Origin of the sequence: Thermoactinomyces mirandus (genome assembly GCF_013868055.1) — a bacterium.
Classification (GTDB): Bacteria; Bacillota; Bacilli; order Thermoactinomycetales; family Thermoactinomycetaceae; genus Thermoactinomyces; species Thermoactinomyces mirandus.
On sequence record NZ_JACEOL010000066.1, the window covers coordinates 1 to 23,458 of the forward strand.

Annotated in this window: 25 protein-coding genes and 1 pseudogene; 8 read left to right on the forward strand and 18 right to left on the reverse strand. The window is 43.3% G+C overall.

From position 1 onward, the window contains the following. On the forward strand, nucleotides 1–234 hold a 234-nt coding region (locus H2C83_RS17495), incomplete at its 5' end, for a hypothetical protein (protein WP_220184232.1). A gap of 85 nt (nucleotides 235–319) precedes the next feature. Further along, the gene (locus H2C83_RS15945; protein ID WP_181742175.1) at nucleotides 320–871 is read left to right on the forward strand and encodes a hypothetical protein; all 552 of its coding nucleotides are present in this window, start codon (nucleotides 320–322) and stop codon (nucleotides 869–871) included. A 158-nt stretch (nucleotides 872–1,029) separates the two neighbouring features. Here the strand turns inward: H2C83_RS15945 and H2C83_RS15950 are convergent, their stop codons facing one another. The 9 genes and pseudogenes from H2C83_RS15950 to H2C83_RS15990 all read right to left on the reverse strand — a co-directional run. Continuing rightward, on the reverse strand, nucleotides 1,030–2,055 hold the full coding sequence (locus H2C83_RS15950) for an NAD(P)H-dependent glycerol-3-phosphate dehydrogenase (protein ID WP_181742176.1): 1,026 nt from the start codon (nucleotides 2,053–2,055) through the stop codon (nucleotides 1,030–1,032). Further along, entirely contained in the window at nucleotides 2,052–2,660 is a 609-nt protein-coding gene (gene plsY / locus H2C83_RS15955; protein WP_312853945.1) for a glycerol-3-phosphate 1-O-acyltransferase PlsY, read from the reverse strand. Before plsY ends, H2C83_RS15950 begins: the two co-directional genes overlap by 4 nt. Nucleotides 2,661–2,664: 4 nt before the next feature. Further along, on the reverse strand, nucleotides 2,665–4,002 hold the full coding sequence (gene der, locus H2C83_RS15960) for a ribosome biogenesis GTPase Der (RefSeq protein WP_181742177.1): 1,338 nt from the start codon (nucleotides 4,000–4,002) through the stop codon (nucleotides 2,665–2,667). A gap of 156 nt (nucleotides 4,003–4,158) precedes the next feature. Next, nucleotides 4,159–4,773: a hypothetical protein gene (locus tag H2C83_RS15965; protein ID WP_181742178.1), complete on the reverse strand. Its 615-nt coding sequence runs from the start codon at nucleotides 4,771–4,773 to the stop codon at nucleotides 4,159–4,161. Nucleotides 4,774–4,884: 111 nt separating this feature from the next. After that, complete coding sequence (rpsA, locus tag H2C83_RS15970) at nucleotides 4,885–6,039, reverse strand: 30S ribosomal protein S1 (RefSeq protein WP_181742179.1); 1,155 nt, start codon at nucleotides 6,037–6,039, stop codon at nucleotides 4,885–4,887. 97 nt (nucleotides 6,040–6,136) lie between these two features. Continuing rightward, nucleotides 6,137–6,727, reverse strand: coding sequence for a lysophospholipid acyltransferase family protein (locus H2C83_RS15975; RefSeq protein WP_181742180.1), 591 nt, complete (start codon nucleotides 6,725–6,727; stop codon nucleotides 6,137–6,139). Between the two features lie 3 nt (nucleotides 6,728–6,730). Next, entirely contained in the window at nucleotides 6,731–7,399 is a 669-nt protein-coding gene (gene cmk / locus H2C83_RS15980; RefSeq protein ID WP_181742181.1) for a (d)CMP kinase, read from the reverse strand. A gap of 306 nt (nucleotides 7,400–7,705) precedes the next feature. Next, a complete protein-coding gene (ypeB, locus tag H2C83_RS15985; protein ID WP_181742182.1) occupies nucleotides 7,706–9,052 on the reverse strand; it encodes a germination protein YpeB in 1,347 nt (448 codons plus the stop codon). 15 nt (nucleotides 9,053–9,067) lie between these two features. Further along, nucleotides 9,068–9,427 (reverse strand): annotated as a pseudogene (locus H2C83_RS15990) (cell wall hydrolase); the annotation flags it as partial. Nucleotides 9,428–9,688: 261 nt separating this feature from the next. On the opposite strand from H2C83_RS15990, the gene H2C83_RS15995 reads away from it, so the two are divergent. Beyond that, on the forward strand, nucleotides 9,689–10,708 hold the full coding sequence (locus H2C83_RS15995; RefSeq protein WP_281364198.1) for an asparaginase: 1,020 nt from the start codon (nucleotides 9,689–9,691) through the stop codon (nucleotides 10,706–10,708). Between the two features lie 359 nt (nucleotides 10,709–11,067). Here H2C83_RS15995 and H2C83_RS16000 read toward each other — a convergent pair whose 3' ends face one another. Both H2C83_RS16000 and H2C83_RS16005 read right to left on the reverse strand, forming a co-directional pair. Then, a complete protein-coding gene (locus H2C83_RS16000) occupies nucleotides 11,068–12,051 on the reverse strand; it encodes a YpdA family putative bacillithiol disulfide reductase (protein WP_181742184.1) in 984 nt (327 codons plus the stop codon). Between the two features lie 73 nt (nucleotides 12,052–12,124). Next, nucleotides 12,125–13,408, reverse strand: coding sequence for a Glu/Leu/Phe/Val family dehydrogenase (locus H2C83_RS16005; RefSeq protein WP_181742185.1), 1,284 nt, complete (start codon nucleotides 13,406–13,408; stop codon nucleotides 12,125–12,127). 111 nt (nucleotides 13,409–13,519) lie between these two features. On the opposite strand from H2C83_RS16005, the gene H2C83_RS16010 reads away from it, so the two are divergent. After that, the gene (locus H2C83_RS16010; protein WP_181742186.1) at nucleotides 13,520–14,167 is read left to right on the forward strand and encodes a PIG-L deacetylase family protein; all 648 of its coding nucleotides are present in this window, start codon (nucleotides 13,520–13,522) and stop codon (nucleotides 14,165–14,167) included. Nucleotides 14,168–14,242: 75 nt separating this feature from the next. Here H2C83_RS16010 and H2C83_RS16015 read toward each other — a convergent pair whose 3' ends face one another. Next, entirely contained in the window at nucleotides 14,243–14,833 is a 591-nt protein-coding gene (locus H2C83_RS16015; RefSeq protein ID WP_181742187.1) for a genetic competence negative regulator, read from the reverse strand. A gap of 174 nt (nucleotides 14,834–15,007) precedes the next feature. Continuing rightward, on the reverse strand, nucleotides 15,008–15,571 hold the full coding sequence (locus H2C83_RS16020) for a CPBP family intramembrane glutamic endopeptidase (protein WP_181742188.1): 564 nt from the start codon (nucleotides 15,569–15,571) through the stop codon (nucleotides 15,008–15,010). A 123-nt stretch (nucleotides 15,572–15,694) separates the two neighbouring features. Here H2C83_RS16020 and H2C83_RS16025 point away from each other — a divergent pair, with 123 nt between their 5' ends. The 4 genes from H2C83_RS16025 to H2C83_RS16040 all read left to right on the forward strand — a co-directional run bounded on the left by H2C83_RS16025 (nucleotide 15,695) and on the right by H2C83_RS16040 (nucleotide 18,283). Next, complete coding sequence (locus H2C83_RS16025; protein ID WP_181742189.1) at nucleotides 15,695–15,904, forward strand: ferredoxin; 210 nt, start codon at nucleotides 15,695–15,697, stop codon at nucleotides 15,902–15,904. A gap of 207 nt (nucleotides 15,905–16,111) precedes the next feature. Continuing rightward, on the forward strand, nucleotides 16,112–16,606 hold the full coding sequence (locus H2C83_RS16030; RefSeq protein ID WP_181742190.1) for an inorganic diphosphatase: 495 nt from the start codon (nucleotides 16,112–16,114) through the stop codon (nucleotides 16,604–16,606). 178 nt (nucleotides 16,607–16,784) lie between these two features. Continuing rightward, complete coding sequence (locus H2C83_RS16035; protein ID WP_181742191.1) at nucleotides 16,785–17,183, forward strand: GntR family transcriptional regulator; 399 nt, start codon at nucleotides 16,785–16,787, stop codon at nucleotides 17,181–17,183. Continuing rightward, complete coding sequence (locus H2C83_RS16040; RefSeq protein ID WP_181742192.1) at nucleotides 17,180–18,283, forward strand: DUF1648 domain-containing protein; 1,104 nt, start codon at nucleotides 17,180–17,182, stop codon at nucleotides 18,281–18,283. The genes H2C83_RS16035 and H2C83_RS16040 overlap by 4 nt, the downstream gene beginning before the upstream one ends. Before the next feature lie 73 nt (nucleotides 18,284–18,356). Here the strand turns inward: H2C83_RS16040 and H2C83_RS16045 are convergent, their stop codons facing one another. The 5 genes from H2C83_RS16045 to H2C83_RS16065 form a co-directional block, all read right to left on the reverse strand. Then, complete coding sequence (locus tag H2C83_RS16045) at nucleotides 18,357–19,223, reverse strand: 2-oxoacid:ferredoxin oxidoreductase subunit beta (protein WP_181742193.1); 867 nt, start codon at nucleotides 19,221–19,223, stop codon at nucleotides 18,357–18,359. Further along, the gene (locus tag H2C83_RS16050; RefSeq protein ID WP_181742194.1) at nucleotides 19,210–20,970 is read right to left on the reverse strand and encodes a 2-oxoacid:acceptor oxidoreductase subunit alpha; all 1,761 of its coding nucleotides are present in this window, start codon (nucleotides 20,968–20,970) and stop codon (nucleotides 19,210–19,212) included. Before H2C83_RS16050 ends, H2C83_RS16045 begins: the two co-directional genes overlap by 14 nt. A 249-nt stretch (nucleotides 20,971–21,219) precedes the next feature. Further along, nucleotides 21,220–22,164 (reverse strand): dipeptidase, encoded by a 945-nt coding sequence (locus H2C83_RS16055; protein WP_181742195.1) that lies wholly within the window; start codon nucleotides 22,162–22,164, stop codon nucleotides 21,220–21,222. A 75-nt stretch (nucleotides 22,165–22,239) separates the two neighbouring features. After that, nucleotides 22,240–22,500 (reverse strand): stage V sporulation protein S, encoded by a 261-nt coding sequence (locus H2C83_RS16060; protein ID WP_037996879.1) that lies wholly within the window; start codon nucleotides 22,498–22,500, stop codon nucleotides 22,240–22,242. Between the two features lie 118 nt (nucleotides 22,501–22,618). Beyond that, complete coding sequence (locus H2C83_RS16065) at nucleotides 22,619–23,413, reverse strand: TIGR00282 family metallophosphoesterase (RefSeq protein ID WP_181742196.1); 795 nt, start codon at nucleotides 23,411–23,413, stop codon at nucleotides 22,619–22,621. Nucleotides 23,414–23,458 lie beyond the last annotated feature (45 nt).

Consider the following 23,458-nt stretch of genomic DNA (forward strand, 5'->3'; position numbering starts at 1 on the left):
ATTACAGGAATAGCTCCTTATAACAACATACGAAGCACAAAAAGTGCAACCACCAGTAACAGCAAGAAAGATTGCACAGATAAAAACTTTCGTACCCAAGCTTTCTTTTGCTGTCGGCCAATAGCAATAAGGATATTGATCAGCACGAGCAAAAATAAAACAATCATCAAGTCCAATCGTCCAACACATCCCTTGTCAATTTTTAAACAAGCCGGCAAATCCGCATCAGCCTAAGGAAATAGCAGGACATTTGCCTTAATTCATTCGCCTGTTTGTGCATAAGATAAATGGACATTAGCCTGAAATGGAGGAAACAGACATGAATGGCAAACGGAACAGGCCAAAAACTCCCCCCAGAAAAACCAAAAAAACAAAACCCGCTTCGGTGAAACCTGTTGAATCACCGAAACAACCGCCTGATATACTATCACCACTGTCTTCCATCAATATTGCAAAAGTACTGAGTGGATTCATGACTTTGCGCTCAACCGTCCATGACCTGAGCCAATCGATCCAGAAAATAGAAAATATGCTGGATTCCGCTTGCAAAATTCTGGAGCTGACAAACCATATCTCGGCAGCCAACCGCAGGCACCGGCATCGTTCATTTCCCATGCTCTCTCCTTCCCGCCAGGAAAGAAAACAGCACCAGCCCACAGGAGACGAAGAAATTCCCGTCATCGAATGGCCGGATGAGGAGAAGCCACCCAATCCGGAACCGCCATTTGCGCCACTATTGCAATCAATCAATATCGGGCAAATAATCGAAATTCTAAAATCGCCATTTATGCAAAAGATGCTCACCCAAATATTCCAGCCAAAACCCGCGTCTACTTCATCCTATTCGCCAATGAAACGAAAACAGGGGTAATGTCCAAAGGCATTACCCCTGTTTTTCCTCTGCTTCTTCTGACCAATCTGAATCCCTGTCCTTGTATTTGTGCTCAAATTTGTGGATATTGGTTGAAGCTATTACAGAGTATGATTTCATTGAAAAGCTTGCAACAGGGAAAAAGCCCAAAAATCAATTTACCAGCCCTGAACGATCTCTTCCAGTTCCTTGGTTCTTCCACGGCTCATCAGTTCCTTGACCGCCTGCTCCGGATCTTTGTTTTCAAACAGTACCAGATAAAGCTGTTCGGCAATCGGCATCTCCACATGAAATTGCTGCTTCAGGTAATGAGCCGCCTTGGTTGTTTTTACTCCTTCCACTACCATTTGCATTTCTTCAAGAATCTCATTTAATTTTTTCCCCTGACTGAGCATATGGCCTGCCCGCCAATTCCGGCTGTGCTTACTGGTACAGGTTACGACAAGATCTCCGACCCCCGCCAGACCTGCAAACGTAATCGGTTCTGCTCCCATTGCTGAACCCAGACGGGCAATTTCCGCCAAACCGCGGGTGATGAGTGCCGCCCTTGCATTGTCTCCAAACTGCAGGCCGTCAGCCAAACCGGAGGCAAGAGCGATAATATTTTTGAGTGCCCCGCCCACCTCTACTCCAACCACATCCGGATTGGTATATACACGCAGATACCGGTTCATGAAAATCATCTGTATTTTTTCGGCAACTGTCTGTTGAGGCGAAGCTACCACAACAGTTGTCGGGCATTTTTTTATCACTTCTTCTGCATGACTGGGACCCGATAAAACGGTAATGCGATCCTGGAAAGGCGCTCCCAGCTCCTCGGTCAATACTTCGGACATGCGTTTCCACGTATTCAACTCAAAACCCTTGGCAGCATGGACAATCAGCGTCTTTGTTAATAGCAGCGGTTTCACCTGACGGGCCGTTTCTCTCACCGAATGGGAGGGTACGACAAAAACAACAACGTCGCACTCCGCCAGCGCTTCCGCCAGTGAAGAAGTGGCGGACAAAGTTTCAGGCAGATTAATTCCCGGCAAATATTTCTCATTGGTATGATGCTGACTGATTTCTTCTGCCTGGGATTCCCTGCGCGCCCACAACCTGACATCATGTCCATTTTCCACGAGAACCGTTGCCAAAACCGTTCCCCAACTCCCTGCACCAAGAACTGCAATTCGTTGTCTCATGCATCTTCTCCTTTGAAATGAATCTTTCTTTCTGTTCCATGTATTAAATTTGAAATATTTTGTTTATGACGCAAAATAGCCATAGCAGTAATGATCAACATAAGCCCGATCATCAGGCCTGAATAGTTCATGATCCACATGACAATGGGAATAAAGATGGTCAAGACAAGGGAACCCAATGAAACATAACGGGTAACCGCAATAAACAGGATGGCCAGAATCCCGGAAATGAGCGTTGCGCCAAAAAAACAGGAGGCTGCTACACCAACGGTAGTAGCAATCCCTTTCCCTCCACGAAAGCGAAGAAACACAGGCCAGTTATGGCCAACGACAGCGGCAATTCCACAAACAACCATCATAATATGGTCGCCGTGAGACATCCAATTTCCTATTCCTACAGACGCCACTCCCTTTAACGCATCCAGCACAAAAACTATGGCAGCAGGTCCTGTGCCAAGAACACGCAGGGTGTTGGTAGCACCCGCATTTCCGCTTCCATAGTTGCGGATGTCCACTCCTTTCAACCAACGTGTAAACAGGTAACTAAAACTGATTGATCCCAATAAATAGGATATTAAAATGGATATCCCCCAAATAAACAGCATTTCTTCAATCTCTCCCTGCTCGTGATTGATTAACTTTTTTCCTTAATTTAATCTTAAGAGGCGTACCGTGGAAAGGAAATGCCTGCCGCAGTTGATTTTCCAGATATCTGAGATAACTGAAATGGGCAATGTCCGGGTCATTGACAAATAACACCATCGTGGGTGGCTTAACAGCAACCTGTGTGATATATTGAACACGAAACCGTCTGCCTTTTTCCGACGGAGGTGGCGTTGTAACCATGGCATCCTGAATCACTTGATTCAGAACAGAAGTGGGGACGCGCATAGCATGTTGCTCTGCAACCTCTTCAACCTTTGGCAAAATTCTTTGAATCCGTTTGCCTGTTTTCGCTGACACAAACAGGATCGGCGCATAATGCATGAATTGAAATGAATCCCGAATCTTTTGCCGGAACTGGTCCATCGTTTTTTCATTCTTTTCGACAGCATCCCATTTGTTAACAATGAAAACAGCCGCTCTCCCGGCTTCATGTGCGTATCCCGCAATTCTCTTGTCCTGTTCGGCAATGCCACGCTCTCCATCAATGACAATCAGGCAGACATCCGAACGTTCAATGGCTCGCAACGCACGGATAACACTGTATTTTTCAACCGATTCATACACTTTTCCCCGTTTGCGGATCCCGGCGGTATCGATCAGCACAAAAGATTGCCCGTCATACTGGAACGGAGTGTCTACGGCATCACGGGTGGTTCCGGCTGTCGGACTGACAATGACCCGTTCTTCTCCCAAAATCGCATTCACTAACGAAGATTTTCCTACATTGGGCCGGCCGATCAATGAAACCCGAATCGTATCTTCATCATACTGCACATCAGTTTGCTCCGGAAATAGAGAAACAACGGCATCCAGCATATCCCCGGTTCCGGTTCCGTGAATCGAAGAGACGGGAATAACCTGCTCAAATCCCAATTGATAGAACTCATACGCGTTTTCTATATGTTTTACATCATCAATTTTGTTTACCATTAAAATGACCGGTTTATTTGACCGATACAGCCAATGTGCAATTTCCTCATCAGTTGGTGTTACTCCCTGCCGGCCATCCGTCACAAACAGGATAACATCCGCCTCATCGATCGCCAGCTCTGCTTGTTTACGAATATGTTCGATGATCTCATTTTTTTCTCCAAACTCGACTCCGCCTGTGTCAATCAGATGGAACTGGCGACCGTTCCACTCACAGGAAGAGTAAATCCGGTCACGTGTAATGCCCGGTTTATCTTCCACAATTGCAATCCGCTCACCAGCCAGTCGATTAAATATTGTGGACTTTCCCACATTCGGTCTTCCTACAATAGCAACAACAGGTAAACTCATATAAAATCCTCGCTTTTCAATTTGCCAATCGTTTATTATAACAAAATGCAGACAAATTTGCCCTACCGGTAAGTTTGCTCAATTTATAAGCCATACCTAATCTTAACGGTAAATATTTTTTTAGGCAACCACTGGCGCCCTGTTTTTAGCTTATTTTCAGTTATGACCAGTGCCGCTGCTTTTTTTCATCACCCTGATCCAAATCCATTTTTCAAGAAAATGCATGAACAGGATTCCGATCAACACAAGCCATAATGTATCCATAAATGCTTCCGACCCCAAGACAAAGGGATTAAGCCTTTCACGATAAAAAAACAGAATCCAGACATGCAATATCATTAAACACATTCCCGTGTACCAGATTCGTTCAGACAATCGGCCGGAAATCAGATAAGAAAGGAAAATCACTCCGCAAAACAGTACAAACTGAAACGGTCTATAAGTCCAGTCAGCATTTGCTTTCATCAATTCATGCAAAAAAAGAAATAATGTGCCCGTACAGAAAGAACGGCCGAATAAAGGAAAAATGGAATCGGCCGAAAGCTTATGCCCAAGACCGAAAAAGATGATCAAAAAACCAATCCAGGCCGGATGGACAAAAAACTGGCCGTTTACTTCCCACGGCCGGCACCAGCTGAGAGCAGACATCGTCAGCAAAACAAAAGTCAGGTTGGAATGGCTGGTCCTGAAATCTTCCTCCCAATCCGGAAACCATCCGCTCAAATATAAAATCAGCAAACTGAGTGAGCCGATTGGTTCTGCAATCTCCATGTCACCTTCTTCCCCTTTGTTTGTTTTAAAGTAGTTTCTGTAAAGTTTTTTTATTTAAGCATACAAAGACCAGCCAAGTTTTGGCTGGTCTTTGTACGAGGAAAATCTTCTTTATTTCAGATTGCGCAATTCGGGATAAACATCCCCCAAGGTTACATTTAAACCAGATGACTGCTGCTGTGACTGGTCACTTTCTTTTTCCTCCTTGCGCACTTCTTTCGGTTCAACTTCTTTCATGCTCAGGCTGATCCGCTTTTGCTCCGGAAGCATATCGAGCACTTTTACTTCAATTTCCTGACCTTCTTCCAATACATCAGAAGGGGTCGCTACATGACGATGGGAAATTTGGGAAACGTGAACCAGTCCTTCCACTCCGGGATAAACCTCTACAAACGCACCAAAAGATACCAGGCGTTTCACCGTACCTTTGATGACATCGCCCGTGCTGATGGCTTTTGCCACCTTCTCACACGGTCCTTCTTCTGTTTCCTTGATGCTCAGGCTGATTCTTTGCTCTTCAATATTTACTTTTAAAACTTTTACTTTTACGGTATCGCCTTCATTCAGCACATCAGCCGGATGTTCCACCCGGTGCCAGGCAATTTCAGATACATGAACAAGCCCGTCAACACCGCCAATGTCAACAAACGCACCAAAGTCGGTCAAACGTTGGATCGTTCCTTCCAACACCTGCCCTTCTTCAAGTTCCTGCAGGCGCTGTTTCCTTTTAAGTTCCTGTTCTTCTTCCAGGACCACTTTATGGGAGAGGATCAGTTTGTTTTTTTCAGGATCCATCTCAATTACTTTTAAAGTAAGTCCACGTCCCTTATATTCTGAAAAATCTTCTACGTAATGCAGTTCAACATGGGATGCGGGAATAAAGCCGCGAACTCCTACATCGACAACCAAACCGCCTTTGACGATATCATGAACGGTTGCTGTAAGAACTTCTCCTGTTTCAAATTTCTGCTGTAACTCAGCCCACGCCTTTTCAGCGTCAACCGCTTTTTTCGAAACAATCAACTTATCTTCATCTTCTTTGATGCGAAGCACCTTTACAGTTACTTCGTCCCCTTCTTTTAAAACATCAGAAACTTTATCCACATGCAGGCTGGATATTTCGGAAATCGGCAAAATCGCTTCGGATTTATATCCAGTATCCACAAGTGCCTGGTTGTTTTCCACCTTGACCACTTTTCCCTTCAGCACATCACCTACTTCAACACTTGCAACATTCGTCAATTCGGATTTCATCTCTTCAGCCATCAGCGAGCCCTCCTCATCATTGCCACGCAATCAAAACTTTTTTTATAAAAGAAAGATCAATTTGAAAAAGGAGAAAGTCTCACCTTTTCGCAGATCTTCATTCCCCTGTTTGTTCTTTTAAAGAACGTATTTCATTGACAACAAGTTCCGTTACTTGTTTGGCCGTAGCTGTTCCCACTTTTTCCTGCAAAAAAGGAGCAACATCAATGGGTGAACCAAAAACTATCCTTATTGGCCGAAACAGTCGAAATGACCCGCAGATTGCTACGGGTACAATAGGTGCTTTCCCTTTCAGGGCAATCAATGCGGCACCAAAATGAAATGGCCCCATTTCCCCGGTTTTTGAACGGGTTCCCTCGGGGAAAATACCCACCGTATGCCCATCTTTCAACAATTGAATCGCTTTTTTCAATGCTTGTCGATCCCCTGCTCCGCGCTTGACAGGGAATGCTCCCAAACGCTGAATCAAACTGCCCAGAACCGGAATGCGAAACAACTCCGCCTTGGCCATGAAATGAACTTTTCTTTCTATGGAGACTGCAAGAAGAGGGGGATCCAAATTACTGATATGATTGCAACACAAGACAACAGGACCTTTTTCGGGAATATGTTCTGTGCCTGTAGTTTTATAAAGAAAAAGCAACTTCATCAGGAATCTTGCAATTACACGAATGAAACGATATAACATATTTTACTCCTTATCGCCTAATTTGTTACGACAGAGGTGCAGAATCTTTTCGACAATTTCCGTAACTGAATGATGGGTCGAATCAATCAAAACAGCATCTTCTGCCTGTTTCAATGGAGCAATTTCACGCGTACAGTCATTTTCATCGCGTTTTTGCAGTTCAGCCTTTAATTGCTCCAGCTCAACCGCCATTCCCTTTGCTTTCATTTCCTTATACCGGCGCAATGCCCGCTCCTCAATGGAAGCAGTCAGGAAAATCTTAACATCAGCACAAGGAAGTACATTGGTTCCAATATCCCGGCCATCCATAACTACGCTTTGATGCTCAGCGATTTGCTGCTGTTTATTGACAAGCACTCGGCGAACTTTTGGCATCTTGGCAACCACTGAAGCAAGCGAAGTGATTTCCGGGGTGCGGATCTCATTTTTCAACAGGTGATCATTTATACAAATACCTTCGGGATGAAGCGAAATGTCAAGTGATTCTGCAAGCTGGGCGACCTCTTCTTCTTTCATTATATCAATACCACTGTTAAGCGCTTTCCATGCAATCGCCCGATACATGGCTCCCGTATCCACATAGGTAATTCCCAAACAGTCAGCAACCTTGCGCGCCACTGTACTTTTGCCTGCACCGGCAGGTCCATCAATTGCTACTAGAAACCTTCTCATCAGTCCATTATATCCTCCACAAACCGGGATAAAAAAAATAAAAGCAGGCGCAGCCTGCTCGATTGGAAATACTTTATTCGATTCCAAGTAAATTCCTCTCGACAAACTCAACGCATTCACATAACAACAAAAATAACATATGTATTTCCTTTTTAAGTTAAAACATGAAATTCGAGTAAAACAATGTCAAGATTTTAATAAAGGAAACCTGTATAAAGGATAACATAATTTTGTAACTGTTGCAATGAAAACAATTAAATGAGCCGATTGTATTATATCGGCTCATTTAAAAGTTTAAACAAAAATTTAAATTTGGTCCGCATCTGCCTTTTCAATCCGATCGATATACTCTTCCTCGCCATTATTGGCATTGATAAAAACCCGATACTGGTTTCCTTTGATGGAACCCAAAAATTCATAACACAATACCGGTTGGCCGGATTGATTATAGATGATGGCCAATCCGCTTTTTTGCACTTTAAGATGAGTGCTTAATTTTTTTCTTGCTTCCTCTCTGGTTAATTTTGGCTTTGTTTTGGACAAACGGAAATTGTTAAATACATATTCATCTGCCTGCAATCCCATGATTTCACCATTATCCAGAGCGACTTTTACCGCAAGAGTCTGCGGATAGATTGAAACTCCATTCTGGCGATGGACAAAGGTATAGGAGACAATGTTTGCCGTTTCATCATAGGCAATCGGTTCCATATTCTTATAACCGATTCGCTCCAAAAACCGGTCTGCTTCTTCCAGCGCCTGATTCAGACGCAACTGTTTTTTCTTGACGGGGCGGTCAAATACCATCCATACAATATGCCCGCCTTTAGCAGTAAGTTCTGTGTAAACTTCCGTATGATTGGCTCCGCTATAACGGACACTGATGGTCTCATAATCTCCGTTTTTGTTGAGTTCTGCCTTCATCCCCCTGGTTGACCCTTTTCCAAAGGCTCTGGCCACAATCTGTTTGGCCTCGTCCAGGGAAATTTTTGTACCGGAAATATTCCTGGCTCTCTCCCGTACTCTGACTTCCATATTGTTAACAGTTGGTCCCCAGTCCACTTCCGGAAATTCCTGCACTTTTTGGTTGACCATTTTAAATCCATCAATAATGGTATTGTCCATATTCTTGTCTTCGGTTGCTATTGCCAGTTCCACATCCATCCAGCGCAAGTTTTTGTCTAAAACCTTGTGCTGAACCGTTTGCATTTCATTGTTGATATTCTTGGACTGTTCATACAGCGTCTCAAGAGTTTTCCACTCTTTTTCGGTCAAAGGTTTTTTCTGAAAATCACGTACACCAACATCGTATGCAAAACGCCCCACTTTGGAAAGATATTTCTCTGCCTGGTCAAATGGAACAAGCGTCAGCGGCAGCTGGCCAATATCATTTTGCGCAGAATAGGCAAGCCGCCATACATTGGTCATAGAAGCGGCCATTTGTTTTGGTGAATTCAGGGCAAGTGATTTACCCAATTCAGCCTGCAGGCGCTCCAGGTGTTCGTTCAGATCGTGGAAGGCTCTCTGATACGAGTTTTCTGCTTTAATCAAGATGGCATTTTTGTCCTGATACTCTTGATATCCCCACACCGCAGCACCTACCAGCGCAACCATCGTAATTGGAAACAAGATGGCTGCCACTCTCTTATACATGGCATCACGTCTCCTTTATTCGCAGAAAATATGTTTTCCTATTTTCTTTTTTTGAGGCCGGGACCAGATCCATTTGGAGGTAGCAGTCGCCGGATTAAAGTAATAAATACATCCTTCTGCCGGATCCCAACCGTTGATCGCATCCATTACAGCTTTGCGGGCTGTTTCATCCGGAATCATCCATATCTGTCCATCAGACACAGCCGTAAATGCGCCAGGCTGAAATACGACACCAGAAACAGTATCCGGGAATTTTTCATTCTCAACCCGGTTCAAAATGACAGCGGCGATGGCTACCTGCCCCACATAAGGCTCGCCTCGTGATTCCCCATAAACTGCTTGACTCATCAGACGTATCTCATTTTCAGTAAATCCTTCGCTGCTTTTGCCGGTACTCACAGCCTGTGCCTTTCCTGTATCTCCCGAAACAGTGCAAAAAATGATCAAAAATATAAGAACAATCCCTATGGATCCAACTCTTTTCACTTGTTCTATCCCTCACTTCTCATTTCTTTGCATAGTTTGAGCGTACAATCGGCAAATTATGCAAAAAATACCGATAGCCGATGCTTGTGTCATCTATGTATAATCATTTTGGAGGCTGTTTTTTTTGCACAAGCTTGATAACCCGTGCGGATGATCTATACAGAGCAGGTTCAGCGGCAGAAAGGATTTGAAATGATGAACAAAAAAGTCATTGTCATAACAACCGGAGGAACCATTGAAATGTCTCAGGCCAATGAAGCAGAAGGGATCAGGATACAGGATCAGCACACATTGCAGAAAACCCTTCCATTGCTCAATCAATATGCCAATGTAGAAATGGAACATTTGTTCAATTTGCCAAGCCCGCATATCACACCTGCAGAAATGGCGCAAATAGCCAGACGGGTTGAAAAATATCTGGACAGGGAAGAAGTGAAGGGTGCCGTAATTACCCATGGTACCGATACACTTGAGGAAACTGCTTACTTCTTGGATCTGGTCCTTCCCAAAAACAAACCGGTCGTTGTTACGGGAGCAATGCGAAGCCATAATGAACTGGGCGCTGACGGACCATACAATCTGGTCAACGCAGTTCGGGTTGCCTCTCACAACAACGCTGACAGGAAGGGGACTCTTGTTGTATTTAATGATGAAATTCACTCAGCCAGAACAGTTACCAAAACACATTCCAGCAATATCGCCACCTTTCAGTCACCCGGATTGGGACCAATGGGGGTGATTACCAAAAAGAACGTTATTTTTTACAGGGAAGCCCTGTATGAAAAACAACTTCCCCTGAATACACCTTCCCATCAGGTTGCATTGATCAAAACAGCCGCCGGAATGGATGATTCCATTATTGAATGGGCCATTGCCCAAAAAATGGGAGGGATCGTTATCGAAGCTTTGGGTCAAGGAAATGTACCGCCAATGATGTTGCCAGGAATTCGGAAAGCGCTCGCTCAACGTATTCCCATTGTATTGGTTTCACGTTGTTTTAACGGAACCGTCCTGGATACATATGGCTATGAAGGAGGAGGAAAGCAGTTAAAAGAGATGGGGATCATATTCAGCAACGGAATCAACGGGCAAAAAGCCCGCATCAAGCTGATGCTTGCCCTGGAGATGACAACGGACCGTCAAAGGTTGGAAGCATATTTCCATATGTAAACAATCACTTCAAACTGCCTCTTTCCTGCAAAATTTGATCGTTAATTTCAATTTTAACTGCAATCATTTATATCATTTATTCTTTTCGATCAGGAAGACAACATTTGCGTGGATGCAGCGGAGCTCTCCCTGCCTAAACCCGGACTGTTTCATCCGTTTCCCTGGAATCGCGTTTTCCGATTTGTGACAGTTTGTGAATCTCGCTCGCTCTTTTTGTTTACCCGAACTATATCAAAAAACAAATACTCCCCTCTATTTGGGGAGTATTTCACTGGTCAATAAAATCGCAGGGAGGGAACAAAGTCTCTTTAACGAATCTTTACGGACCAGAGCATTCCACTTTTCTGGAAATCACCTGTTTAACGGATTTCCAGCTTGTTCTTTTTCTTCAAATCTTTTGCAATCAAACGACCATGATATCTGCCGTTTTCAATAAAAATCTTGGAAGAATCATGTCCGGCAGCTATCACTCCGGCCAAATACAATCCCGGGACTGTCGTTTCCATTGCTTCCGAACAGACCGGAGCTCCTGTATCTGACGAGATTTCTCCTCCCAATTGTTCAACAAAGGTAACATCTGGGCGGTAACCGGTCATGGCAAATACCGTATCAGCGGGAAGTATCATCTTTTCACCATCTTTTGGCTTGATGACTACCCCGTCAGGCAAAATCTCCACGACTTCCGATTCCCAATACATATCAATCCGTTTCTTTTCAATCGCGCTTTCAATTAACGGCCGGATCCAGGGCTTAACGCTCTGATCAAAAGCCTGCTTGCGATATACCATGGTAACCTTGGCTCCAGTCCGATACAAATCGAGAGCAACATCAATCGCAGAGTTTCCTCCTCCGATCACCACCGTTTCTTGATTGGCATGTGGATGGGAATCATAAAAATAATGATGGACATGCGGTAATTTTTCACCGGGAACTTGCATGAAATGAGGATTGTCGTAATAGCCAGTTGCCAGGATCACAGCTTTTGCGGGATATTGAAAATGATTTCCCCTTTTTTCCGTCTTAACGAGAAATCCTGCATCATCTTTGGCAATCTCAACCACTTTTTCGTACGTATGGATATTTAACTGATAATGCTTGACGACAGCACGGAAATAAGCCAACGCTTCGTTTCGGGTCGGTTTTTCATTGACCGATGTAAAAGGAATTCCACCGATTTCCAATTTGTCAGTTGAACTGAAAAAGATCATGTTTAAGGGAAAATGATAAACTGAATTCACGAGGCATCCTTTTTCGATAATGAATGGTTCAAATCCTTCCCGCTGAAGTTCAATTGCCACAGAAATACCACACGGTCCGGCACCGACGATTACTACATCTGACATAATATACCACCTCCATGGATGCAAAAGAAGAACACTCTTATTAGAGTGTTCTTCCAAACCAATGTTTATTATACTATACCCAACCGCGAAAACGGGATGCTTCCGCCATTTTTCTTACACCAACCATGTAAGCAGCCAAGCGCATGTCAACACTCCGGGACTGTGCGGTATGATAGACATTGTTAAACGCTTGCACCATGATCTCTTCTAATTTTTTCTCAACCTCTTCCTCCGTCCAGTAATATCCCTGGTTATTTTGTACCCACTCAAAATAAGAAACCGTAACACCACCGGAACTTGCCAATATGTCTGGAACCAGCAGGATGCCGCGCTCCTGGAGAATTTTGGTCGCTCCCAATGTTGTGGGGCCGTTTGCTGCTTCCACAACAATGTCAGCTTTAATGCGATGTGCATTCCCGGTTGTGATTTGATTTTGGACAGCCGCTGGCACTAAAATATCACAGTCGAGTTCCAACAATTCCTTGTTTGAAATCGTGTCTCTAAACAGTTTGGTAACGGTACCAAACGAATCTCGACGATCCAGCAAATAATCAATATCCAAACCATTCGGGTCGTAAAGTCCTCCATAAACATCGGAAATCCCGACAACCTTTGCACCAGAATCATGCATAAATTTGGCCAGGAAGCTGCCTGCATTTCCAAAGCCCTGGATCACGATCCGGGCATCTTTCAGATCAATATTCCGCTTTTTTGCCGCTTCCCGAATCATGATGGTAACCCCTTTGGCAGTAGCTGTTTCACGTCCACGTGAACCGCCAAGCACCAGAGGTTTGCCGGTAATAAATCCTGGTGAATCAAACTCACGGATACGACTGTACTCATCCATCATCCATGCCATGATTTGCGAATTGGTGTATACGTCCGGTGCCGGAATATCTTTCGTTGGCCCAACAATTTGACTGATAGCTCTTACATAGCCACGTGATAAGCCTTCAAGTTCACGAAATGACATATTACGAGGATCACAAATAATTCCGCCTTTACCTCCACCATAGGGAAGATCTACAATACCTGTCTTCAGACTCATCCAAATTGACAACGCTTTCACTTCGGATTCAGTAACATCGGGATGGAAACGGACTCCTCCCTTTGTTGGACCAACTGCATCATTATGTTGGGCACGATAGCCCGTAAACACCTTGACCGATCCATCATCCATTCTCACAGGAATACGGACCGTAAATACCCGCAATGGTTCTTTGAGCAATTCATAAACAGCATCCGGATAACCCAATTTTTTCAGTGCCTCTTTAATAACAATTTGAGTAGAAACCAGAATGTCCAGATTTTCCTTTTCATCGGGTTGATTACCTGATTCAACTGACTGTTGTTCCATCCTGACCACCTCAGAAAAATTACTGCTTGATTCATTTTAAACATTACCAAGTATACAATAAACAGCAATAGAACTAAACGAAGATAACCAAAACGGAAAGGAACGAATAAAATGTCCCAAATACAAACCATTCTTTACGTCTTTGCCCACCCGGATGATGAAACATTCAGCTGTGGCGGTACAATTTGTCATTTCCACCAATTGGGAATGAAACAGACCCTGTTTTGTGCAACACATGGAGAAGCCGGAAAAACGGGGAATCCTCAGTTATACACACAGAATGAGTTAGGCAATGTACGGCTGCAAGAATTGCAAAATGCCCTTTCTATCCTGGGAATGGACAGACTTATCATCAGGAACTGGGGTGACGGTCGCTTGTCTGAACAACCTTTTTTGTCCATCGTCAATGAATTGCATTCCGTAATGGAAGAGATTCGTCCTGACCGGGTTATCACCTTCCCGCCATCTGGAATATCGGGTCACCCTGATCACAAGGTCATCCAAAAAGCAACAATCGCAGCAATACAGAAAATTTCATTCCCCATCAAACTTTACTATATTGTCATCCCGGAATCAATTGCCCATTTGTCCTCTGTTCCCGTTTTATTTACACCGGATGAATACGTATCCGAAAAAATTGATGTTACCCCTTACCATAAAAAAATCATTCAAGCACTTTCAGCCCACAAAAACCAACACCTTTCCGTGGAAAAGATTTTTTCGGGAATTTTTGTCCGGCTGCACGGATCGACTGCGTAAACATGAATATTTTCAACTGGCAATGAAAAAACATTCATAGTGCAAAGCGCACCCGGTTTGGGTGCGCATCTATATTTATCCAAAATAATGGGATAATTGTTGAACAGCATTTTGCTCAAAAATCACTTTGCCATACTCATGCAAGAAAGGAATCGTATTTGTGGACATCTCCCCAAATTCGGACAGAATGGCCACCAACGCTTTCAACAGGTCCGGCTTGAATTCCTGCTCAAAAATCAGATAGTAACACCCACGATAGGCGTAAACCTGTCCCCCCTGCGTGAGATGTTCAATGTGACGGGCGGCCTGCACCAAAAATTCAAAGTCATGAAAGCAAAAAACTATATCCTTGGTTTCTTCAAGGGTGACTTCCAGTTCATAGACGTCAGGTTCATGGTCAAATTCATCAAGCGGTTCTTTGGGAGCCTGACCACGGGTGACAACAACAACCATCCCTTGTGCAGGCAGTGCAAAGACTTCCACAGCCACTGGTCCGACTACTTCAAATCCCAATTCCTGATAGGCATGTTCCATCATGTCATTAAACAATTCATGTACTTTAGGGATATCCCGCCAGATATCCTCTTTTTCGATCCCGCGATCCGCAAGATCATCCAAAGTGAGGAAAAAGCGGATTTTATCTCCCCCAAGACGTTCGACACGCATGGCCTACCCTCCCTCGCTGGAGACCTTTCCATATACCATATGTTAAAAAAAGGCATCATGTTACGCAGTCAAGTCTCCTTTTTCTATAATCATAATTCACATGCCAAGATTAGGCATATAAAACTAATTAAATCATCTTTAAACAAACTGTCAAGGTTTTATTTCCCTTTTTTTCTACAACTCATGTTTTAATTTGCAAAAACGCAGATAACACCCAAGGATAAAATCGACAAGACTATGGGCAATAATAACAGGAGCCAGATCCTGACAGGATTCTGCCAGAAATCCCAACCCGATACTGATAAAAAAAACAACCGTCACCAGTAACCATTTGCGCAGATAACGCGTATGCAAAAGTACAAACAAAACGCTGGTTACCCAAATGCCAAGCCACTCCTGCAAGACTCCCCGAAACAGGATTTCCTCAGAAGTAGCTGCCAAAAATGAAATAACAAGAATATGCACAAGTGAACGGTCTTTGAACAACAGACGGTTAATTCCCCCGTCATCCATCCAGCTTTGCGGAAACCATTTGATCAGCACAGCTTCAACCAGAAGAATAAGGGCTGCCGCCCCCAATCCCAGAATCCACATGGATCCGGAATCAAACGAGAAGTAATTTTTTTGAAGTTTTCCCTGCCACCACAAAACAGGCACACCAACTGTCAAAATCAGGAACTGGGTAATGTAAAAGCTGTATAAAACCTGCCTGGATGAATAAAGATGCTCTGATGTCATAAACGGATACCCCTTATTTCAATGTTGGATTGCTTCTTGCAATTCTAAACAATTCGTTCTAAAATGGTCATTGGTGAAAGGCATATCATATAGGTATTCAGACATGGAAGGAGACTAGGACTTATGCGTACTTGGGTAGACAAAGATACTTGTATTGCTTGTGGAGCATGCGGAGCAACAGCTCCTGATGTTTATGATTATGATGAAGACGGTATCGCATATGTAATTATTGATGATAACACAGGAAGCGCAGATGTTCCAGAGGAACTTATGGATGATGTCCGGGATGCACAAGAAGGTTGCCCAACAGATTCAATCAAAGTGGAAGAGTAATGAAAAAACAAGCTGCCCATCTGTTTGGGTGGCTTCTTTATTCAGACGGACCTGTGGGATATTTTCATTTTTCCGATTCTCTTCCGGCCTGAATGCCTTATGCATTGCTGTTATGTAAAAATTTCTGCAATCTGTTTCTATTTGCGCATCCGGTAAAAACAGACTACAATGTTGGTTAGGTTATACATATCCAAAGGAGGTACAACGATGTCCAAGCCATTGATCGTTGACGCGTTTATCGAAATTCCGACCGGAAGCCAAAACAAATACGAATATGACAAGGAAAAAGGTGTTTTCCGGCTTGACCGTGTTCTATATTCGCCAATGCATTATCCAACCGATTATGGCTATCTTGAAAATACATTGGCTGAAGATGGAGACCCGTTGGACATTTTAGTCCTTACAACTTTCCCCACCTTCCCGGGATGCGTGATCTCCAGTCGGATTATCGGCGTATTGCTGATGTCCGATGACAAAGGGCAAGATGAAAAATTACTTGCTGTCCCGGCCGATGATCCCCGGTTTAACGAGGTAAATTGCCTGGAGGATATTGCCCCTCACAAGTTGAAAGAAATTGAACACTTCTTCCAGGTATACAAAGACCTCGAAAATAAAGAAACGAATATTATGGGCTGGAAAGACGCAGAATTTGCTGCCGGCCTGTACGAAGAATGCAAAAAACGTTACCAGGAAAACAGATAATAACAGCACCGCCATCTGTTGAGCTTTTTTGCCAAAGTGCAAGAAGACGATTTTTTCTGCAATCCGGGCTATCCTGAAAATATTGGGATAGCTCTTTTTGTTTTTAAATTGCCATTTCGCCCTATCTGTTATATGATATTTATAACAGATAAAACAAAGTAGTGAAGGGAGTGAGAATGTGTATATTCACCTTGATTTTGAATCAGATACGCCGATCTATAAGCAATTAATGCATCAAATTATCGCCGGAATTGCCAAACAGGAACTGAAACCGGGTGAAAGCCTCCCCTCCGTTAGAACGATGGCAGCGGATATTGGCATAAACCTCCATACTGTCAATAAAACCTATCATCAGTTGAAGGAAAAAGGATTTATTCTAATCCACAGGCAAAAAGGAGTTGTTATCAATCCTGATGGGACTCCCAAAGCTGATGAGATCTATATGTTGCAACTGAAAAATGCACTTTATCCCTTGGTTGCCGAATCAGTCTGCCGTGGAGTGAAAGAAGAAGAATTCAGGCAACTGTGTATCTCTCTCTTTCAAGAATTTACACAAAGAAAGGATAGAAGCAAATGAACATGGATATTCTTCTGATCAGCATCATCATGCTTCCCATTTTTATTCCTTTTGTCTTTATTCCGTACTGGACAAGAAAGACAGAAAGCTTTGGTGTCTTTATTCCGGAAGCAGTCTATGACAAGCCGGAACTGAAAAAATTGCGGAGCCAATATGCATGGAGCATGGCGATGATCAGTGCGGTCACACTCGCTGTTTTTCTGGCGACTTCAGCCCAATCCGCCGGTCAGGCAGAACTCCTCAGCCAATTGTTTGCTTATCTCATCCTTGCTTATATCATCGTTAGCTTTCTCATCTATTTATTTTTCCATCGTAAAATGAAAAAATTGAAAAAGCACGCTGGCTGGACAGAAAAGAAACAGCAAATGGTTATCATTGATACGGGGTTTCGCCATAAAAAACTGACCTATTCCAATTTATGGTTTATGGTGCCATTTGCCATTGCGATCGGAACCATGCTGTTTCTGTTAAACTCTTATGATCAGATTCCTCAAACAATCCCAATGCAATATGATTTTTCCGGGGAAGTAACCCATTATACAGAAAAATCATACCGTACTGTGCTGATTTTCCCGATTTTGCAAGTTTATCTGACATTGCTGTTTTTGTTTATCAATACAATTATTGCAAAAGCCAAACAGCAAGTAAGTGCAGAAAACCCGGAACGGTCCGTCAGGCAGAATATCATTTTTCGGCGCAGATGGTCAGCATTTACTATTCTTTCCGGTACGGCGATTGTTTCCATCTTTCTGTTTACAGCACTTTCCATGGTTTATCCGATCAATCCAACCCTTTTAATGCTTATTCCCGTTGTAGTGGCGATCGGGATTGTATTTGGGGCAATCCTGCTGTCTTTGTTCACCGGACAAGGAGGAAGCCGCCTGAAATTCAGTGAAGGCAAAAATGGAGAAACGATTAGCCGGGATGATGACCAATGCTGGAAATTGGGACAATTCTATTTCAATAAAAACGATCCCTCCGTATTTGTCGAAAAGCGGTTTGGAATTGGCTGGACCAATAATTGGGCTCATCCGTTATCCTGGTTTTTTCTGATCCTGATCCTGGGACTTGCAATCGGACTACCTCTTCTGCTTTTATAACAGACATCGCCTGAAGCAAGGAAAAAAGCCGTGCAGATATGTTTTCTGTTTTCTGCACGGCTTTTTTAACATTTTATGCAAACTGGGCAACCAATTTATTAAAATCTTGTTCAGAAATCATAATGTCTTGTTTAGCCAACGGCTCTTCTTTAAACCCTTTAATCATTTCTTCATAAGAAGGTTGTTCTTTATTTTGATATATCAATCCTGTAACTAGCGCATTATTTTCCATTAATTTTTGCATAGCCATGTGGCGATTGGATGGATCATACTCAGAATCTTCATCAAGATTTACCAGATGTTCCTTGAAAAAGTCATAGGTATTCATTTTATTATAGGTTACGCAGGGGCTGAAAACATTGATCAGGGAAAATCCTTTATGCTTGATTCCCGCTTCAATTAGACCGGTCAGTTGTTTAAGGTCGCTGGAAAAGGCTTGCGCAACAAAACCGGCTCCAGCCGTTAACGCCATTTCCATTGGGTGAATCGGGGACTCAATGGAACCATAAGGCGTACTTTTTGTTATAAAGCCTTTTTGACTTCGCGGAGAAGTCTGTCCTTTCGTTAAGCCATAAACCTGGTTATCCATTACGATATAGGTGATATCCACATTCCGGCGAATGGCATGAATAGTATGCGCCATTCCAATTGCAAATCCGTCTCCGTCACCACCAGCCGCAACAACAGTCAAATCCCGGTTTGCCAACTTTAACCCTTGTGCAATCGGCAATGAGCGTCCATGCACACCATGGAACCCGTATGCGTTAAAATATCCTGAAATCCGTCCGGAACAACCGATCCCGGATACAATCGCTACTTCATGCGGTTCTAATCCTGCATTGGCAAAAGCACGCTGCATGGCGGCCAACACGGAATAATCGCCACAACCGGGACACCAGTTGGGTTTTATTTTATTGCGAAAATCTTTAAATGTGGCCATGAACCAACAGCTCCTTACATTGATTATAGATTTCGGAAGGCACAAATGGATTTCCGTCGTATTTCCCGTAATGAACAAGCTTTTCAGCCATTCCTGCATTCATTTTAATGAGACTGGCTAATTGTCCGGTTGCATTGTTCTCCACAACCAGTACCTTTCTGGCTTTTTCCATTTGATTTTTGACAATTTCTGTCGGGAACGGCATAATTTGGCGAATGTGTGCATGATTGATTTTTATTCCTTCTGCTTCCGAACGTTCTTTTGCCTCCTGAATAGTACCGCGAGTAGAGCCAAAACCGATAATGAGCAAATCCGCATCTTCATGCGGGGCATCCAGATATACCGGATTTTCAAAGTCAATTCCGTTTTTCATTTTGGCCAAACGTTTATCCATCATTTTTTTACGGTTAACCGGATTTTCAAACGGCCGTCCGGTGGGATGGTGTTCAATGCCTGTTACATGGTGCAGGCCGCCTTTTTGGCCTGGCAAAGAGCGGCGAGAAACTCCATCCTCTGTAATCTCATAACGCTGAAACAATTCAGGATATTCCAGATCCGGCAAATCTTCATCCCAGGAAACCAGTTTTCCGCGCCTGATTTCAATCCGATTATAATCCAGAGGTTCTACCGTTTGTTTTCCTAATGACAAGGCAAGGTCAGACAAGATAATGACAGGACATTGGTACTGCTCTGCAAGATTAAAAGCCTGTATGGTATCATAGAAACATTCTTCAGCTGTACTGGGAGCAATTACAATCTTCGGAATTTCACCATGAGTGCTGTAAAGCATAGCCATTAAGTCACTTTGTTCCTGTTTGGTAGGAAGACCCGTACTAGGACCTCCACGCTGGGTATTAACGATGACAGCAGGTGTTTCTGTCATTCCAGCCAAACCGATCGCTTCTGTCATCAAAGATATTCCGGGACCTGATGAAGCGGTAAGCGCACGTACTCCGCCATAGTTTGCACCGATCACCATCGTAATCGCCGCAAGTTCATCCTCAGTTTGGACTACGGTGCCGCCAAACTTTGGCAGTGTTTTTATTAAATATTCCATGATCTCTGAAGAAGGCGTAATCGGGTAAGCGGCCATCAAACGGGCGCCTGCTGCCACAGCTCCCAATGCAATGGCATCATTTCCGATCATATATAGGCGCTTTTGCCCATCGGAAGACTCCAGACGAAATTTGGTAATCATGTCGCCAATTTCGTTTTCTACATATTCAATGCCTTTAGAGATTGCTTTCATGTTCCTGTCAACCACTTTTTGCCCTTTTTTGGCAAAACGCTCTTCAATCACTTCTTTAAAAGCATCTACCGGAACGCCCAACAAGGCAATGGAAGCACCGACGGCCACCATGTTTTTCATTTGGGACATTCCTACTTCCTCGGCAATTTTGGTAAATGGAACAGCGAGAAGTTGTGCATTTACTCCTTCCGGAACGATTGGATTAAACTTGGCATCAGCCAAAATAACTCCACCATCAATCAACTCATGAGCATTCAGGTCTATTGTTTCCTGGTCAAATGCGACAAGTATATCCAGCTCGTCGGAAATGGAGCGGATTGGGTTTATGCTGATCCGAATCTTGGTATTGGAGTGACCACCCTTAATTCGTGAAGAAAAGTGTCTGTAACCATATAAATAATACCCTTTACGATTCAAAGCCGTTGACAGAATCTCTCCAGCACTGTCAATACCTTCCCCTTGCTGTCCGCCCACTTTCCACGAAAGCTGCTTAACCATGAACTCATCTCCTTTAATACTGCCACACACTACACAATATTAAGTAACTATAAATTATATCAACTCTTCACAAATAAAGGACAAGTCTTGCATTGTGAGGAGTGATAGCATTTTCATGTACTAATTCTAGACCTGTATTGCTTAAAAAGCAACCACTTTATGTTCTCTATCTTTTCAATTTTTCTTTTTTTCGATGCAAAAAAACCCCTGATTATATACAAGTTCTTTTTTACTAATCTTTTTTCCATTTTATGATGGCAAATGTTTTAAATAAAATTCAAAACCGTTATCCCAAGCCCATTTTTTCACCATTGATTCAGGATAATGTTGCAGGAGGGCATTCTTCAAATGATAAATCTCTTTATAATTTCGCAGATTTTTGATCTTGTTTTCGATCCCGTCAAAATCAGATCCAAAACAGAGGTGATTTTCCCCTCCCAGACTGCACACGTGTTCAATATGGCGAAGGATGTGATCAACCGTCGCCTTATGGGAAGGTTGACAGACAAAAGAAGGAACAAAGGTGATGCCAATCAGTCCCTGTTTGTTGATAATGGCCCGGATCTGTTCATCATCCAGGTTCCGTTTGTGGGGGGTGATGCTGAGACAATTGGAATGGGACGCGAGAATGGGCAGGTTTGTCCCGATCACTTCCCAGAATCCCCTCACTGAAAGATGGGAAACATCTAAAATTATACCAAGCCTTTCCATTTCTGCGATTAATTTTTTCCCAAACAGCGTCAGGCCACCATTCCGATCTTCTTCAATCCCATCCGCCGCTTCATTGGCATAATTCCAGGTTAGCCCCAATTGCCGGACTCCCAATCGAAAAAAAAGGCGCAGATTCTCCAGTTCGCCTTGCAGCGCATCTGCCCCTTCCATTGTAAGTATTGCTCCCATTCGGTTTTGGGAGCATTTTTTCAATTGACTCTTTGTATCAACCAGATGAACCTGCTTTCTTTGCTGAATAATCTGCTCATAAAACAAATCAGCTTGTTTTAACGCAACCGACAGCCGCTCTGCCCTGGGAACGGATTCAGGAACCCAAATGGCAAATACCTGCAGCGCTACCGCTGCTTCCCGCAATTTATGATAGGAACTGTCCAGTTTGGAATTGGCATCATAAAACAGATGTTCAGACAGGTTTTCCCACATTTTGCTTAACACATCACAATGTTCATCAAGCCATTGCATCCGATTCATCCTTCCATTTAAAAAAACCTGTCTATATAAATAAACAGGTTTTTTTGAATATATTGACCAAATTACCTAACGAGGTTCCACGATTAATTTGATCGCGGTCCGTTCTTCACCATCGATCATAATATCTGTAAAGGCAGGAATACAGATTAAATCAATTCCACTTGGCGCCACGAATCCTCGTGCAATCGCAACTGCTTTTACAGCTTGATTCAGCGCGCCTGCGCCAATCGCTTGCATTTCTGCTTGACCACGTTCACGCAAGACCCCGGCGAGTGCACCAGCAACAGAGTTCGGATTAGATTTTGCTGAAACTTTTAATACTTCCATGAAGGTACCTCCTCGATGGTTGGAGTGAGTCCACTAATATCCTATTCGACTCGCAAGTAAAAATTCCTTCCAATTTACATAGATAGGGGTAAAAAATCATAAATAAATTTATTTTATATCAACCGATAAGCGGATGTTCTTCATCAATGCGAATTCTGGTTAATTTCGTGGTTTTCTTGGTCTGCTTGTCCAAATCAATCAATACGGCATTAAATTGTTCTCTACCTTTGGCAACTGAAAAACGTATTGGCATTTGTGTAATAAAACGCTTGACCACTGCACTTTTTTCCATTCCGATAACGCTGTCATACGGGCCGACCATGCCTACATCCGTCAGGTAACCTGTTCCCTTTGGCAAAATCCGCTCATCGGCGGTCTGAACATGGGTATGGGTTCCAATGATCGCTGATACACTTCCATCCAGGAAATATGCCAACGCCTGTTTCTCTGAAGTGGTTTCCGCATGAAAATCAACCAATATATAAGGAGATCCTGGAATTTGTTCCAAAATCTCATTCATTTTGCGAAAAGGACAATCCAAAGTTCCCATGTACGTTCTCCCCATCAGGTTGACCACGGCCAGTTTTCCGCTTTGCAGATTCAACAGGGTATATCCTTTTCCTGGTGTGCCAGCCGGAAAATTGGCCGGACGGATCAAGTTGGGTTCCTCATCGATAAAGTCAAAAATCTCAGACTGTGCCCAAGCATGATTTCCCAGTGTAATGCATTGAATTCCCAAATCCATCAGTTCCCGTACAACTTCCCGCTGAACCCCCCGGCCATTGCTTGCTGCATTCTCACCATTGGCCACAATCGCATCCGGGGAAAACATTTGATTCAATTTTGGCAGATAAGTTGCAACCGCTTTACGGCCTACTTGTCCTACGATATCACCAATCATTAAAATTCTCATAAAATTGTATATCCTCCAACTCCATGCTTATTGCTAGAAAAAATA

Bases quoted from the DNA above. Each gene is read 5' to 3' on its own strand.
- H2C83_RS16055 (WP_181742195.1), bottom strand. From the start codon at position 22,164: ATGCAATGGCTTGATGAACATTGTGATGTGTTAAGCAAAATGTGGGAA.
- H2C83_RS16060 (WP_037996879.1), bottom strand. From the start codon at position 22,500: ATGGAAGTATTAAAAGTTTCAGCAAAATCTAATCCGAACTCTGTTGCT.
- H2C83_RS16020 (WP_181742188.1), bottom strand. From the start codon at position 15,571: ATGACATCAGAGCATCTTTATTCATCCAGGCAGGTTTTATACAGCTTT.
- H2C83_RS16005 (WP_181742185.1), bottom strand. From the start codon at position 13,408: ATGGAACAACAGTCAGTTGAATCAGGTAATCAACCCGATGAAAAGGAA.
- H2C83_RS16045 (WP_181742193.1), bottom strand. From the start codon at position 19,223: ATGGCCACATTTAAAGATTTTCGCAATAAAATAAAACCCAACTGGTGT.
- H2C83_RS15975 (WP_181742180.1), bottom strand. From the start codon at position 6,727: ATGTTATATCGTTTCATTCGTGTAATTGCAAGATTCCTGATGAAGTTG.
- H2C83_RS16010 (WP_181742186.1), top strand. From the start codon at position 13,520: ATGTCCCAAATACAAACCATTCTTTACGTCTTTGCCCACCCGGATGAT.
- H2C83_RS16025 (WP_181742189.1), top strand. From the start codon at position 15,695: ATGCGTACTTGGGTAGACAAAGATACTTGTATTGCTTGTGGAGCATGC.
- H2C83_RS15945 (WP_181742175.1), top strand. From the start codon at position 320: ATGAATGGCAAACGGAACAGGCCAAAAACTCCCCCCAGAAAAACCAAA.
- der (WP_181742177.1), bottom strand. From the start codon at position 4,002: ATGAGTTTACCTGTTGTTGCTATTGTAGGAAGACCGAATGTGGGAAAG.
- ypeB (WP_181742182.1), bottom strand. From the start codon at position 9,052: ATGTATAAGAGAGTGGCAGCCATCTTGTTTCCAATTACGATGGTTGCG.
- plsY (WP_312853945.1), bottom strand. From the start codon at position 2,660: ATGCTGTTTATTTGGGGGATATCCATTTTAATATCCTATTTATTGGGA.
- H2C83_RS16030 (WP_181742190.1), top strand. From the start codon at position 16,112: ATGTCCAAGCCATTGATCGTTGACGCGTTTATCGAAATTCCGACCGGA.
- H2C83_RS16050 (WP_181742194.1), bottom strand. From the start codon at position 20,970: ATGGTTAAGCAGCTTTCGTGGAAAGTGGGCGGACAGCAAGGGGAAGGT.
- H2C83_RS15965 (WP_181742178.1), bottom strand. From the start codon at position 4,773: ATGGAGATTGCAGAACCAATCGGCTCACTCAGTTTGCTGATTTTATAT.
- H2C83_RS15995 (WP_281364198.1), top strand. From the start codon at position 9,689: ATGATCTATACAGAGCAGGTTCAGCGGCAGAAAGGATTTGAAATGATG.
- rpsA (WP_181742179.1), bottom strand. From the start codon at position 6,039: ATGGCTGAAGAGATGAAATCCGAATTGACGAATGTTGCAAGTGTTGAA.
- H2C83_RS16015 (WP_181742187.1), bottom strand. From the start codon at position 14,833: ATGCGTGTCGAACGTCTTGGGGGAGATAAAATCCGCTTTTTCCTCACT.
- H2C83_RS15950 (WP_181742176.1), bottom strand. From the start codon at position 2,055: ATGAGACAACGAATTGCAGTTCTTGGTGCAGGGAGTTGGGGAACGGTT.
- H2C83_RS16000 (WP_181742184.1), bottom strand. From the start codon at position 12,051: ATGTCAGATGTAGTAATCGTCGGTGCCGGACCGTGTGGTATTTCTGTG.
- H2C83_RS16065 (WP_181742196.1), bottom strand. From the start codon at position 23,413: ATGAGAATTTTAATGATTGGTGATATCGTAGGACAAGTAGGCCGTAAA.
- H2C83_RS16040 (WP_181742192.1), top strand. From the start codon at position 17,180: ATGAACATGGATATTCTTCTGATCAGCATCATCATGCTTCCCATTTTT.
- cmk (WP_181742181.1), bottom strand. From the start codon at position 7,399: ATGAGAAGGTTTCTAGTAGCAATTGATGGACCTGCCGGTGCAGGCAAA.